Annotated in this window: 14 protein-coding genes; 1 reads left to right on the top strand and 13 read right to left on the bottom strand. The window is 34.8% G+C overall.

Going from position 1 to position 14,405, the window contains the following annotated elements; genetic code table 11:
- Window positions 1-44: 44 nt before the first annotated feature.
- Window positions 45-590, bottom strand: a complete 546-nt coding sequence (locus tag ACW2QF_RS11755) for a DJ-1 family glyoxalase III (protein ID WP_455716194.1) — start codon at window positions 588-590, stop codon at window positions 45-47.
- A 399-nt stretch (window positions 591-989) separates the two neighbouring features.
- Here ACW2QF_RS11755 and ACW2QF_RS11750 point away from each other — a divergent pair, with 399 nt between their 5' ends.
- Entirely contained in the window at window positions 990-2,606 is a 1,617-nt protein-coding gene (locus ACW2QF_RS11750; RefSeq protein WP_455716193.1) for a CTP synthase, read from the top strand.
- Between the two features lie 225 nt (window positions 2,607-2,831).
- Here ACW2QF_RS11750 and ACW2QF_RS11745 read toward each other — a convergent pair whose 3' ends face one another.
- The 12 genes from ACW2QF_RS11745 to ACW2QF_RS11690 form a co-directional block, all read right to left on the bottom strand.
- Window positions 2,832-3,452, bottom strand: coding sequence for a DUF6273 domain-containing protein (locus tag ACW2QF_RS11745; protein ID WP_455716192.1), 621 nt, complete (start codon window positions 3,450-3,452; stop codon window positions 2,832-2,834).
- 166 nt (window positions 3,453-3,618) lie between these two features.
- On the bottom strand, window positions 3,619-3,882 hold the full coding sequence (locus ACW2QF_RS11740; RefSeq protein WP_455716191.1) for a helix-turn-helix domain-containing protein: 264 nt from the start codon (window positions 3,880-3,882) through the stop codon (window positions 3,619-3,621).
- A gap of 285 nt (window positions 3,883-4,167) precedes the next feature.
- Window positions 4,168-4,677 (bottom strand): hypothetical protein, encoded by a 510-nt coding sequence (locus tag ACW2QF_RS11735; protein WP_455716190.1) that lies wholly within the window; start codon window positions 4,675-4,677, stop codon window positions 4,168-4,170.
- A gap of 79 nt (window positions 4,678-4,756) precedes the next feature.
- A complete protein-coding gene (locus tag ACW2QF_RS11730; protein WP_455716189.1) occupies window positions 4,757-5,431 on the bottom strand; it encodes an HAD family hydrolase in 675 nt (224 codons plus the stop codon).
- 3 nt (window positions 5,432-5,434) lie between these two features.
- Complete coding sequence (locus ACW2QF_RS11725) at window positions 5,435-6,640, bottom strand: class-III pyridoxal-phosphate-dependent aminotransferase (RefSeq protein ID WP_455716188.1); 1,206 nt, start codon at window positions 6,638-6,640, stop codon at window positions 5,435-5,437.
- 72 nt (window positions 6,641-6,712) lie between these two features.
- On the bottom strand, window positions 6,713-7,273 hold the full coding sequence (locus ACW2QF_RS11720; RefSeq protein ID WP_455716187.1) for a GNAT family N-acetyltransferase: 561 nt from the start codon (window positions 7,271-7,273) through the stop codon (window positions 6,713-6,715).
- 83 nt (window positions 7,274-7,356) lie between these two features.
- Window positions 7,357-8,199, bottom strand: a complete 843-nt coding sequence (locus ACW2QF_RS11715) for a GNAT family N-acetyltransferase (RefSeq protein WP_455716186.1) — start codon at window positions 8,197-8,199, stop codon at window positions 7,357-7,359.
- A 145-nt stretch (window positions 8,200-8,344) separates the two neighbouring features.
- Window positions 8,345-9,130: a polysaccharide deacetylase family protein gene (locus ACW2QF_RS11710; protein WP_455716185.1), complete on the bottom strand. Its 786-nt coding sequence runs from the start codon at window positions 9,128-9,130 to the stop codon at window positions 8,345-8,347.
- 400 nt (window positions 9,131-9,530) lie between these two features.
- Window positions 9,531-10,190 carry a potassium channel family protein gene (locus tag ACW2QF_RS11705; RefSeq protein WP_455716184.1) on the bottom strand — a complete coding sequence of 220 codons (660 nt, stop codon included), beginning with the start codon at window positions 10,188-10,190 and terminating at the stop codon, window positions 9,531-9,533.
- A gap of 19 nt (window positions 10,191-10,209) precedes the next feature.
- Entirely contained in the window at window positions 10,210-10,857 is a 648-nt protein-coding gene (locus ACW2QF_RS11700; protein ID WP_455716183.1) for a potassium channel family protein, read from the bottom strand.
- Complete coding sequence (locus ACW2QF_RS11695; RefSeq protein ID WP_455716182.1) at window positions 10,854-13,694, bottom strand: cation-translocating P-type ATPase; 2,841 nt, start codon at window positions 13,692-13,694, stop codon at window positions 10,854-10,856. The genes ACW2QF_RS11700 and ACW2QF_RS11695 overlap by 4 nt, the downstream gene beginning before the upstream one ends.
- A 276-nt stretch (window positions 13,695-13,970) precedes the next feature.
- Window positions 13,971-14,405, bottom strand: a 435-nt coding sequence (locus ACW2QF_RS11690) for an HD domain-containing phosphohydrolase (protein WP_455716181.1), incomplete at its 5' end; no start/stop codon positions are given.

Below are 14,405 nucleotides of genomic sequence, written 5' to 3'. Positions count from 1 at the left end.
CTTCTCCTTCTATATAAATTAGTACCCAAATACAAGAAAAGAAATTAAAATACGATTGACTTAGCAATGCTATCAGATAATTCCTTACCTTCTAATCTTTCAACGATGGCTAATGCGAATTCTACTGCTGATCCCATTGCTCTACCAGTAACAATATTTCCATCAATTACAGCGCCTGCATCCACAATAGTAGCACCATGTAATTTATCTTCATAACCTGGATAGCAAACAGCTTTCTTGCCTTCTAATAAACCTAGTGTGCCTAAAATACTTGGAGCAGCACAAATTGCAGCAATACATTTACCATTGTCATAGAATTTTTTTAATAATTTTTGCAATGGTTTACTTTCTGCAAGGCGTGATGTTCCTGGCATTCCACCTGGAAGTACAAGCATATCAATTGCTTCATAATTCAAGTCATCAAAAAATCTTTCTGTCATTATCGCAATTTTATGAGCTCCATACACTTCCTTAATTCCCTTCATAGAAACTAAAGTTACATCGATCTTGGCTCTTCTTAATACATCAACCACGGTTAATGCTTCAATTTCTTCAAATCCATCTGCTAAAAAAATTGCAACTTTCTTCATTTAAAAATCCTCCGTAAACATTCCTAATAGAATACACTACATGTGTATTCTATTCTATAATAACATATTTTTTTTTACAAGGGAATAAATTATACCTAAGAAATATAGTTTCTTTTTTTTACTTATTTACAAATTTTTCTTAAATTTATTCATTTTAATTCTAGATAATCTTTGTATTTTCCCTTTTTTACTTAATAATATTAGTTTGTTATATATTTTAAATAAACACAATACTTTTTTCGATTTTTCTTCTAGATTTCTGTGTAAGATTAATGTATAATGTTTCAGTTAGTGTTTTATTCACAGTTTAATAGGATAATCACATATTCTATTCAGATATATAGTAACGAAATAGAAAATTTACAAATTCACACATTTTACGTTAAAGGAGGAACAATTATGGCTGTCAAGTATGTATTTGTAACAGGTGGTGTTGTATCAGGACTTGGGAAAGGTATTACTGCTGCTTCATTAGGTCGTTTATTGAAAGCTCGTGGCTACAGAGTAACTATGCAAAAATTTGATCCATATATTAATATCGATCCCGGCACTATGAATCCAATCCAACACGGAGAAGTTTTTGTTACAGATGATGGTGCAGAGACTGACCTTGATCTTGGTCATTATGAGAGATTTATCGATGAAAGTCTTACAAAACAATCAAATGTAACTACAGGAAAAATCTATTGGTCTGTATTATCAAAAGAAAGACGCGGGGATTTCGGTGGAGGTACTGTTCAAGTTATTCCTCACATCACAAACGAAATCAAGAGCCGTTTTTATCGCAATGATGGCTGTGATGAAACACAAATTGCAATCATCGAAGTTGGTGGTACAGTAGGTGATATCGAAAGTCAGCCATTCTTAGAATCAATCCGTCAATTCCAACATGATATAGGTCGTGAAAATGCAATTCTTATTCACGTTACTTTAATTCCATATCTTAGAGCTTCAGGAGAAATGAAGACAAAACCAACTCAAGCAAGCGTTAAGGAATTACAAGGTATGGGTATCCAACCTGATATTATCGTATGTAGAACCGAGGTTCCTTTAGAAGAAGGCATTAAAGATAAAATTGCTTTATTCTGTAACGTACCAAGTAATCACGTTATGCAAAATCTTGATGTTGATACACTATATGAGGCACCTCTTGCAATGGAAGAAGAACACCTTGCAAATATTGCTTGTGATTGTCTAAAACTTGAATGTCCAGAACCTGATTTAGCTGAATGGGAAAACATGGTTTACGCTTTGAAAAACCCTAAGAAGGAAGTTACTGTTGCTTTAGTTGGTAAATACACAGCGTTACATGATGCTTATATCAGTGTTGTAGAGTCATTAAAACATGGCGCTGTTGCACACAACGCTTCTGTTAACATCAAATGGATTAATTCAGAAGATGTTACTCCTAACAACGTAGAAGAAATGCTTTCTGATGTTTCAGGTATTATCGTACCTGGCGGTTTTGGTCACCGTGGTATTGAAGGTATGATTACTTCAATTAAATATGCTCGTGAAAACAAGCTTCCATACTTAGGACTATGTCTAGGTATGCAATTAGCAATTGTTGAATTTGCACGACATGTAGTTGGTTTTGCCGATGCACACAGTGTAGAACTAAATCCTAGTACTAATCATCCAGTAATTCACTTAATGCCAGAACAAGATGGTGTTGAAGATCTTGGAGGAACTTTACGTCTAGGTTCTTATCCTTGTATATTAGAAGCTGGCACAAAGGCTCATGAATTATATGGTACAACAGATATCAAAGAAAGACACAGACATCGTTATGAAGTAAACAACTACTATCGTGATGATTTCAAGAAACACGGTCTTGTTCTTTCTGGTTTATCACCAGATGGTCGTATCGTTGAAATGATTGAATTAAAAGATCATCCTTGGTTTGTAGCTACACAAGCTCATCCTGAGTTCAAATCAAGACCTAACAGACCACATCCATTATTCAGAGGGTTTATTGGGGCTTCGATTGCTAAGCTAGAAGATAAATTACAATAATTAATTACAATAATAACGAAACTATTATATAAATCAATTAGGCAAGACATGCTGAATAAACACTTAGTAACTCAAATGTTTATTCAGCATGTCTTTTATATCCAACAAAATGCTTACCAGATAATTTTATCTAAAGTGATAAAACCAACTTATACTGGCTAATCATCTCTTCAAAACCCACTTTTAGGTTTGTCCCATTTAGAGGTAGCTTCAAATACTATTCATCTAATGATACTCCATTTTTATCCACAAAGCAGGACGAACACCACCTGTACATCTGCCATCACTAAGGTTACCTTTCAATATATTATTGCCTTGGATACCTATATTACCGTCACCGTGGATGTACACGGCTTTTACATTCACACGGCCAGGTGTCCGAATCCACCACCAATTATACTCTGTATTAGTCTCAAGTCTTGCATATCGCTTACTGTTGTTTTCATCTTTTCTTTCAAACCAGTATCTTTGATTTTTTCCTGGGTTATACAATTTTGAACTGCTATCACCGAAATATTGGCACACTACTTCCTCAACGCTTAATATAAATATGCTGTCCCTCGTATCTGCTCCGCCTTTTGTACCATACCACTGATTGTCAGGATTTTTATTTATTACTGGAATTATTCTCGATCTTTCAGCCATATTAAATTTGTCATAAAATTCACCATTCAGATATTTTCTTAACGAGCAGTCAGCCCATGTTATATCTTTATAAGCGTCATGGTAAGGACGCTGTTCTATAATATACTCGGTTATAATCAAAGCCGCATTATCTTTTATGTCAAGAATGCGCCAGTTATAACCGCCGAATGGTATTACCCCGCCAATATTAAACTCTTCCATTCATCTTCTCCTTATCCTTAATAGGTAATAATAAATCAAGTTGTAAATCCTTCATTTCACCCTTTTGAGAATAGTTATAAAAATTTAGTGTTTCTTCAAAGCCTTTTCCACACTTATACTGGCATTGACGTCTTTTTTTAATGCGTACTTGAGAGGACGCTTACGTTTAGCCAGCTTGTTTTAATTTAGTAATAGAAAAACCCTGATCGTTTCCGACCAGGATTACATCAATTGTTGTATTCAATAATCTACTTAATGCAAATAAATTATCTACCGAAGGAAGGCTTTCTCCTCGCTGCCATTTATAAACGGCTTGAGGCTGTTCAAATCCAAAATATTCTTGTATTTGACGAACGGTAATTCCTTGTTCTTTTCTTAGTTTAATAATATTCTCTCCAGTTGCTTTCAAATCTACGGTTGGAAAATTCATTCTGATTACCTTCCTTTCAAAAGTACTTTGGTTTTTCTATGCTTTACCAGTATAATACAATTATTCATTGTATTCAAGTCAATATTTATGCTGCTTGGAACTTATAACCTATTACTTCCATTCCAGCTAAAGCAAGTTTTCGTAACAGTAAGAAAAATACCATCTTCTTCACTAACCATGAACAATAACGTTAGAAAATAAGAAAATAATCCTTAACACAAACCATACGCTGACCATAACATCCTCAATTGATTAACATGCCTTACACCGCTACAGGATTAAGATTTACTCTACATTAATCTCAAACGTTCTCGTTTGATTGCACATATCTAGTGCTAGCTGAATTTTTGTGATTTCTTCGCTAATTTGTTGATAATCTGCTTTTACTTTATTGATATCATAATTTGCATATTCATATTCCACATAAGACTTAGCTCTTGCTACCATCGGATTCACTCGTTCCTTCGGTAATCTTCTTCTCATACAATCAAGTTTGTTCTTTCTATTATTCAGCTGAGCCATCATTACCAATGCCTCATCAATGGTTATATCCAGACCTTCTAACACTGTAGTTACATTGAAAATATTAATAGCATGACGGATTTTTCTAATCTTACAATCCAATTTAGAAATTTCATTATTTACGGTTTCATAATCATATTCCGGCTTCTCAACTTCTTCACCTTCTGCTAAAACATAAACACTTGCGGTATCTTCTAACGATATGTAATAACTCTTCTCATCCTCTAATGATTTTATCCATTTGTTTGCAGCTGCAGATGTAAAGTGCTTCATAATATGTACCTCCTGATGAGTTTTCTTTCCTAATACATACATTAGCATATTAATCAGAAATTCTCATTAAACTTGTAGTTTAAATTATTTCTAATAATTGTTTAAAATCTATTATCTGATAATCCGCATACATTATTATATTTTCTCTTTGAGATTCCGTTTTCTTTTCAAGAAATTCAGTAAAGACTGTCCTCATTCCAACTTCCTTAGCTCCAAACAGTTCATTTGACCCACCATCTCCAACAAATAAAGACTCATTAGGCATAACATTTAATCTTTGCATTGCTAGTTCATAAATTTCTTTGTCTGGCTTTAAGAACCCAACATCGCAAGAAAATATAACATCATCAAAATAAGGAGCTAATTTTGAGATACTCCAATATTTACAGTCAATAACATCTGCATTGCTTATTAAGCCTATCTTTATGTTTTTTTCTTTTATAGCTTTTAAAGTGTTTATTATCTCATATGAACTATTAGTTAATGCATTTCTCATTCTGTTTTCTCGAGCTTGTAAAATTTGTTTTTTCTGAGTATCAGAAACCGAAATCGGAAGTATATTTACTATTCTATCTATAATATCACTTTCGCTTTTAACTTTTCCTACTGCCCTTTCGGTGTATAGCAAATTGTTTTCCGCATATACTTCCCATTCGGCAGCAGTCATCTTTACAAAAGTGTATTCATTGATTGTTTCATTGTATTTAGGGATTATAAGTGTAAAAAATAAATCGAAGAAAATTGCTTTTATCATTTATTATTCCTCACATGCAATTAATCCCTTATTGTATATTTTGGGGTTTTCCTCTAAAATATAATCAAGAGCTTCTATCATGGACACTATCATATGATTTTCAATAATTAGTGGAGGGTAAAAGCGCATGACATTAGTGGCTAGCTTCAGTCCAACGATAAAACCAGCATCAAAAAGCTTTTTATGTATCATTGATAGTTTCTGTTTATCTATAGAATCCACAAATTCAATGGCACACAATAAACCCACTCCTCGAACTACCTTAATACATCTGTGCTTATCCTTCAGTTCCGATAATTTATTTCTTAAAAACAAACCGCTTCTTGTGGCTTGTTGTAATAAATCCTTCTCTCTTATAATTGTTATAACTTCTTTCGCAACCGAACACCCCAGTGGGTCATTTTGATGGGATTGTCCGTAAGTAAAATCTGTCTGCTCCAACAACCTACAAATTTCCTTACAGATACCTACTGCACTAATGGGATAGCCATTGCCTAGACCTTTGCCACATGCAATAACATCGGGCTGAATATTATAGTGTTCAAAACCAAACCATGCTCCAGTTCTCCCCATACCAACTGTAACTTCATCAACAAGAATCCAACCCTTATGTTCTTTTACTTTTGATACGATCGTTTGGATTAGTTCTTTGGGAGGAAGACCTACACTACCAGATGCATTTCCGGCTTCAAACACAAATGCACCAATTTGTTCAAACGGAATATCTTTTAATAAATCATCATAATTTGAAGGATTATTATCTATATATGTTTGCCAATCAATAGAGATCCATGGACCGGAATTTGTATTTCCAGAAGTTCCATAGGCAGATAGATAAGACTTATCTAAATTCAAAAGGTATGGTTTATCTGATATCTTATTGATAATCTTAACAGCGAATTCCACAGCCTCACTTCCGGATGATAAAAATAGGCATTTTCCATCATCTAAGTTCATTATTTTTAATAATGTATCTGCTGCTTCTTCTACAACGGAATGGTTGTACCGATATGCTGTATGAGATATTCCACTTAACTGCTCGATAATTGCGCTATTTACTTGTAAATTATTATGTCCAAGAGGTAAGGCCCATACACCTGACTCAAAATCTATGTACTTTTTTCCACTACTATCAATCACGTAGCAGCCGTCACCTTTTACAATTGACGAATTATAGATTTCATAACCAGTTACGTTTAATATCTTCATAATAGTCTCCATTCTGCTACCATTAGCTGGTTCACTTTTTAATTCATACTACAACTAGATTATTTCTACTGTCTATTTATGCAGTAGAAAATAATTATCGTATTTTGTCCCATCTTGCCCTACTAATTTCTCACTTGATAAAACAAAATCCATTTTCAACAATGCAGTTCTTCTCTCGTTTGCTTCTGGTATCGCTTTTGTTGCTACTTTGTCACATTGGAACATTTCAAATGTTGGCGGAACAATTAGTGATAAGATACTCTCAATTTCACTTGCATTCTCATAATCACTTCTAAGGTCGAGACGTAACAAACCACATTCAGTAAAATAATCATCGGAGTTTCTATGGAATAATTCAATTGTTCCAATAACTTCGTCTTTGCATTTGTCTATAATTGACCAGCGTACAAAACCTTTTCTTTGATATTCCACTTGCCAGGCAGCAATAACGTTTTGCATTGTTTCCAATGACGTAAAGTAGAAATCACCGAAACAACCATCACTGTTAAATAAGGGAACTGCTTTTTTATCTGAATATACTTTTAATAAATCATGACCATCATTTTCTGAAAGGAATCGCAATAAATATTGTTCATTTTCAAATCGAGGGCATACTTCAAAAACATCTTTCATCTCAATTTCTCCTCTACAAATTCAAATTGCTGTATATGCGGGTACATTAATCACAATGGATTTTAAAATACATATTCTTAAACTTATTTATCCTCAAAAGGTTTTCCAACATTTTTTAAGCTATTCAGATTAAACCAAGAGATAGGATCTTCCCGAATCATTTGAAAACCACATTTCTTTGCAGCCTTCTCCGAAGCCAGATTATCATCTGTACAATCCCAAACAGGTATTAACCCAAGTTTGCAAGTATCTTTTATTGTCTTCATTGCCAAATAAACTGATAACCCTTTTCTCCTATGAGCTTCTTCTGTATTCACAGAAATGTTACCATATCCATTATCACTAAAAAGCATATCCGCTCTTGCAACCACCCTATTATCGTATAACGCTACATAGGCAACACCATGTTCAAAATATGGTTCTATGCCACCATATGCTCTTTCCAATTCATTTATAATGGACTCCTTGTTCTGATACTCTTTTTGTAAAAAAACTCTATCCACCTTTTCAATCCGATATCCCTTAGGTTGCTTCAAATTCACCTCTATACTAGACCAATGAAACATCTTTTGATTCGACGAAAATATCTCTATGTCCGCAAAAATGTTCTGAAACATATCTGCTAATGCCTTAGTATCTGCACCATACTCAAAATAATCCATCCCTTGTTCTATCAAAAATGGAATTATTGTACTGACAAACCATGTTCGAAATCCTTTCCATTCTTCCTTGCAAAGAGGTTGTCCCATTAATTGAAAACCCTCTTGATAAGGACTCCATACAAGTAAAAAGTCAGGTGAATCTTTTCTATTTGCCCATATAATACCATCTGCTTCACCCTTAAGAATACACGAAAAATAAATACTACTGGTTCCACAAATATACTTCATACTTTCTTCCAATTCATTTGGAAATAAATTAACCATCATACCCTCCCCTTGTAAACGCCTATATGTAAGACTCTTCCAGCTACAATCCATTCTACCACACTGGCAATTAGCAAACAAGAGAACAACGAACAAAAGTATCTATGTTACGAAGTTCTCTATTTGCCTACACCTCTATTATCTATTACTTACCTTCAAATTGCCGTCCTTCATGATCCATATGATATTCCCCAGTATAGATTAATTCAGAAATTAGCACAATGCTATACCCCTTATCTTGTAACCCAGTAATCAGCGAATCCAATGCATCTTTTGTAAACTTTGCCCCATTATGACATAGAATAATAGAGCCATTTCCAAGGTGTGGATTATTTACTACGGTGTCAATGATTGACTCTACACCATAATCCTTCCAATCTAAGGAATCTACGTCCCACTGAACACAATGATATCCCAATTCATTCACAGACTCTACTAATGTATTATTATAGTCTCCATATGGAGGCCTGAATAATGTCATATCGATTCCCGTTAACTTCTTAACCTTGTCATGAACCTTCTGAATCTCTTCCTTACACTCTTGTTTACTTAACTGAGACATCTGCTTGTGATTCTCACTATGATTACCCAAATCATGACCTGCTGCCAAAATCGCCTTCACATCTTCTGGATAAGCCTCAACCCAACCTCCAGTCATAAAGAATGTTACATGGATTTTATGCTTTGCTAATATATCTAGTATCGCCCTCGTATCCTCATTCCCCCAGGCAGCATCAAAAGAAAGAGCCACTTTCTTCTCAGGGCAGTCTACACAATATATAGGTAATTTGCGTTCCTCTTGTACCTTAGAAGCGGTAACTGCCTTATTTATAGAGCCTCCAATGATTCCAAGAAGCATTATGATACTCAATACAACTAATCCCGTCTTAATGAACTTCCCTATCTTCTCTCTTTCTTCATCAATGTCCATACCTAACACCTTATAGATACTTGCTTGTTATAAATATATGGCCAAAGGCAAGTACTATATGCGAACAATCTTAAGGAGATGATGCCTGACTAAATTCCAGTTGTATCTTCACTTAAAAGAGATAAATAATTTTCATTGTACGTTTAGGGATTGCTCCTCTAAAATATAATCCAGTGCCTCCACCATGTCCTCTATCATATAATTTTCAATAATTAGTGGCGGATAGAAGCGCATAACATTGGTCGCTAGCTTTATTTTCATAATCGTTAATACCCTTTGTATTTTTGTGGTGTGGATTATTTATTATTGATAAAGAAAAGCTGTTAAAAAAAAGGAGCTAGAGAAATCATAGTTTATATGATTTCTCTAACTCCTTAATCACTACCAACCAAGCCAATCATTAATTAAACAACTGTTTCAATTCTTTATGCGTAGCTTCATCTGATAACACTAAGATATCATCATCGACTAATATTTTTGTATCACCTTTTGGAATCAACATTGTTTCATTTCTTGTAATTGCAATAAGTACAGTATTTTTCGGTATAGATAAGTTCTTAATCAACTGATTCACAGCTTTTGCGCTCGGTGATACTTTAATTGTGGCAATAGAATAATCACCTTTTCTAAACTTTAGTATCGTTAAAACGTCTTCTATATCCATTTCTTCAACAACAAAATGTGCCATCAAATCCGCTTGATTTAAGCCAACATCAACGCCCATTCCACTATTGTACAACCATGCATTCTTCGGATTATTTACCCTAGCAACAACTCTTGGTACACCAAATTCTGTTTTAGCAAGGGTTGATACCACGAGATTTATCTCATCTTGAACAGAAACTGCAGCCACAACATCAGCAGTACTAATTCCTGCTCTTTCTAATACATCAGGATCAGATCCATAACCGAATGTTACAACTTCTGGTGGAAATTCTTTAACAATTTTATTAACTACCTTTTCTCTATGCTCTATTATACGAATGTCATGTCCATTATCTAAAAGCATCCTTGCAAGATAGGTACCAACCTGACCACCGCCAACAATAATTACTTTCATGCTTATCTCTCCTTTCTTCCTATAAGTCTAATATTGACTTTAGCTTATTTGTAGAAGAAGACATTACGGACATATATAAAATGTCTTCAGTTTCTAATACTGCACCTGAGGTTGGAATGAAGGTCTTTCCATTTCTACTGATGGAAACCACATGAAACTCGCCAACAACAGTAATCTCTCTTACTCTACGACCAACCAACATAGGAGGAACCTCTATGCGAACAAGATTCACATTGCCATTACCTATGTCATATACACTATCTAACTGCTGATAAGTTAATACCTCTGTAGCTCTATCAATTCCCCAAGAAGTGGTTGAAATAGTTTGAATACCAAGCCTATGGTAGATATCAGCTTTTCTAGTATCATATAAACGAGCAATTACTTTTGGTACACGATAAATATTCTTAGCGACTCTTGCAATTACAGCATTGATTTCATCACTTTCCGTGCAGGAAACCACTGCATCAGCTTGCTCAATTTTAGCACTTATTAACGTGTCTTGATCAAATCCAAAGCCTAATACCTTACTGCCTTTAAAATTCTCACCTAAACGTTTAAATGCATCTATGTCATTATCGATTACAGTTACTTTATGTCCCTTTTTCTCTAGATTAAGAGATAATCCTGTACCCATTCTTCCTAACCCAATTACGATTACCTTCATAACTTCTCTCCTCCCTGCGATAAATCATTGCTTTTATGATGTTTTCTACGCAAATATAATTTTCTTCCTTCTTCTATCATAAGAATAATCGGTGGCAAGATAATTAGATATAACCAATCTGCAGCATCTAGTGGAGCTGTATGGAAAACCTTTTGCAATGGTGGCAGATAAATAAGTAGTATTATTAAAATAATTTCCGATACGATACCAATGTTAACTTGCTTATTACTAAATAATCCAACTTTAAAAACAGATTGTATTTCTGTTCTACAGTTAAACACTGCGCCAATTTGACAAAATACAATTGATGCTAATGTAATGGCCGTTGCCTTCATATAGACTGTATCTCCTTCACCTGCAAGAGGAACGTTCGGCCATCCATTTAATATATTCACGAGGAAATATGCCATGCCTGACGCAATAGAAGTTAATAATCCATACCATAAGAAAGCTTTTACAATTAACTTGCGGTTTAACAGTGGCTCATTTTGTTTACGTGGTGGTTGATTCATAATGCCTTCTTCTGGTTTTTCTGTACCAAGACCTAAGGCAGGCAACATGTCAGTCCCAAGATCAATAGTTAAGATTTGCATTACCGTTAACGGTAGTGGTATTGCTCCCCCTGAAAACAGAAACATAGCAGATGGTACTGCCTCTGGCATATTGGAGTTTAATATGTACAATAAAAACTTTCTAATATTACTATATACTGCACGACCTTCTTCAATCGCATGAACGATGGAAGCAAAGTTATCATCTGTTAAAATCATATCCGCAGCTTCTTTTGCTACATCGGTGCCTGCAATACCCATAGCTACACCAATATCCGCTTTCTTTAGCGCTGGTGAATCATTTACACCATCACCTGTTACAGCAACAATTTCACCCATTTCCTGAAGTGCTGTAACAACTCGAAGTTTTTGTTCTGGAGCTACTCGTGCAAATATAATTTCATCTTTCAGATAAGACTTTAACTGATCATCAGACATAGCCTCTAATTCTAAACCAGAAACAACTCTTACGTTGGCACCCTTGACAATTCCAATTCTTCTTGCAATGCTCTCAGCGGTTAAACCATAGTCACCTGTAATCATAATAATACGAATACCTGCCCTACGACATTCTTCAACTGCTGACGCAACTTCTGGACGTGGAGGATCTGCCATAACAACTAGACCAACAAAGACTAATTCTTGCTCAATGATCTCTGGCGTATAGGAACTCATAGAGGTTGGAATATTATCTTCTTTGTGAAGAAGACGATATGCAACAGCCAATACACGGAGACCATTTCTTGCATAGTTATCATTCGCCTTCATAATCGTATTGCTCATATCTTCCGTCATAGGCTTTAACTCACCATTCTCACGGTAAGACGTACTTAATTTAATAATTTCTTTAGGTGCACCTTTTACATATGCAATACGCTTTGTTCCTTCCACCAGCTTATCAAGTTCATGAATCGTAGTCATACGTTTACGTCTTGATTCAAATGGCAATTCTCTTAATCTCGGTGTTCGTTCAGCTTGTTTTTTCATATCGATGCCAGCTTTATTTGCAACAACTGACAAACATGCTTCTGTAGGGTCACCTAATACCGTATATCTTGGTGATTCCTCATTTGGAGGCAACAAACGTGCATTACTACACAGAGCTGCTCCTGTTAAAAGAATTCTTAAATCTTCATCCTGTGAAGCCGAAACTTTTGTTCCATCTCTTCTAACTTCACCTTCATTCCCATATCCAACACCAGTCACTTGGTATTCTGCATTTGCTAACCACAAATTACTTACTGTCATTTCATTCTGTGTTAAAGTTCCCGTCTTATCTGTACATATTACAGTTGTGCTACCTAATGTTTCTACTGAAGACAGTTTTTTCACTAAGGCATTACGCTTTGACATTCTCTGTACAGCCATTGCTAATGAGAGAGTTACAGTTGGTAGCAACCCTTCTGGAATAAAAGCTACAATCATACCAAGTGCAAATATAAAAGCGGATGCGATTGGTTCCTTTACAAATATGATTGCACCAATAAAAAATAAAACACCAATTCCCATGGCAATTAAAGAGATCTGTTTCGTAAGTCGATTTAATTCCTTCTGAAGCGGACTATCTTCCGTCTTCATATTTTGGGTTAAGCCTGCTATTTTACCGAATTCTGTTTTCATACCTATTTCAGTAACTACAGCCTTACCATTTCCCTCTGATACGTTAGTACCAGCAAAAATTAGGTTGGGAATCTCTGCTTTTGTTAAATCATCTCTTAATACCGCATCTTTTGTCTTGCGGACAGGATTGGATTCTCCTGTTAATGTAGATTGATTTACTTGTAAATCACTACATTCGATTAATCTAGCATCTGCTGATATTTTATCTCCTTCGGCTAATAGTACAATATCACCTACTACTAAATCTTCTGTAAGAATCTTTGTCTCTTCACCATTACGAATAACTCTTGCATACGATGGTAACATATTACGAAGAGCTTCTGTTGCTTTGCTTGCACGATGCTCTTGCATAAAACTAAATACCCCGTTAATCACATTAACCAGCCAAACTGCTACCCCTAATTGAGGCATACCTGCTATAAAAGCAACTACACCTGCTACCCACAGCAAAACAGCCATAAGATGTACAAAGTTACCTAGAAAAATCAATATGACAGATTTCTTTTTCTTTTCCTCAATTACATTCTTTCCGTAAGTTCGCTGTAATTGAGTTGCGCGTTCTGATGTCAGCCCTGCGGCACTAATTTCATATGTATCAAACACTTCTTTTACTGACATCTTATAAATCATTTTTTTGTCATGGATTTCAACCTCTTCTGTATCCATACTTATATCTCATCCTCCATTATTTTTAATTCATATTTTAGCAATTAGATTATATTCCCAATTCTTTTCATTTACAATAGAAACCGAGAATCTTAATGTAATCTTTATTCCTCTTTATGATATCCTCATTTTTGTCGGATTCAACATAAATCCCTAAAATAGTTGAAAGGCAGCTCGCATTATTCTGCAAACTACCTTCCACATAAATTATTCATATACCTTTTTATAGAGCCTCTAGCAGCTCCAATATGCATAATGAGACTCAACCTACAAAAATCAATCCACGTAATAAACTATATTCTGAATTTTCACATTACTGAAATTCTGTAATTCAACCATTTCTCCGTTCGCGAATTTTTTACCTTTAACAATCTTAACTATAGGTCTCAGTATATTACAAGGATTATTTTTAATTACTACAGCTATATCACCAGTATTCAACCTTACCAAAGTATCTAATGTGAATACTTCTGCTTCTTTAAAGAAATGAGACATTATTTCTATATCAAACATTTTAACTACTTTCTCAAAGCTAGCTTCAAGCATCTCTTGAGTATCTCCAATCATATCATGGCTCGACTTGAGATCATAAAACTTATCAATGAGGCCAATGATTCTGGCGAACTCACAGATTTCATTTCCTTTTAACTTATTAGGGAATCCCGTACCATTATCAAGTTCATGATGATGAAGCACTGCATTTAGAATCTC

This window comes from Anaerosporobacter sp., assembly GCF_965301125.1.
Note: the sequence above shows the minus strand (reverse complement) of the source record. Positions and strands in the feature narration are given on the sequence as shown.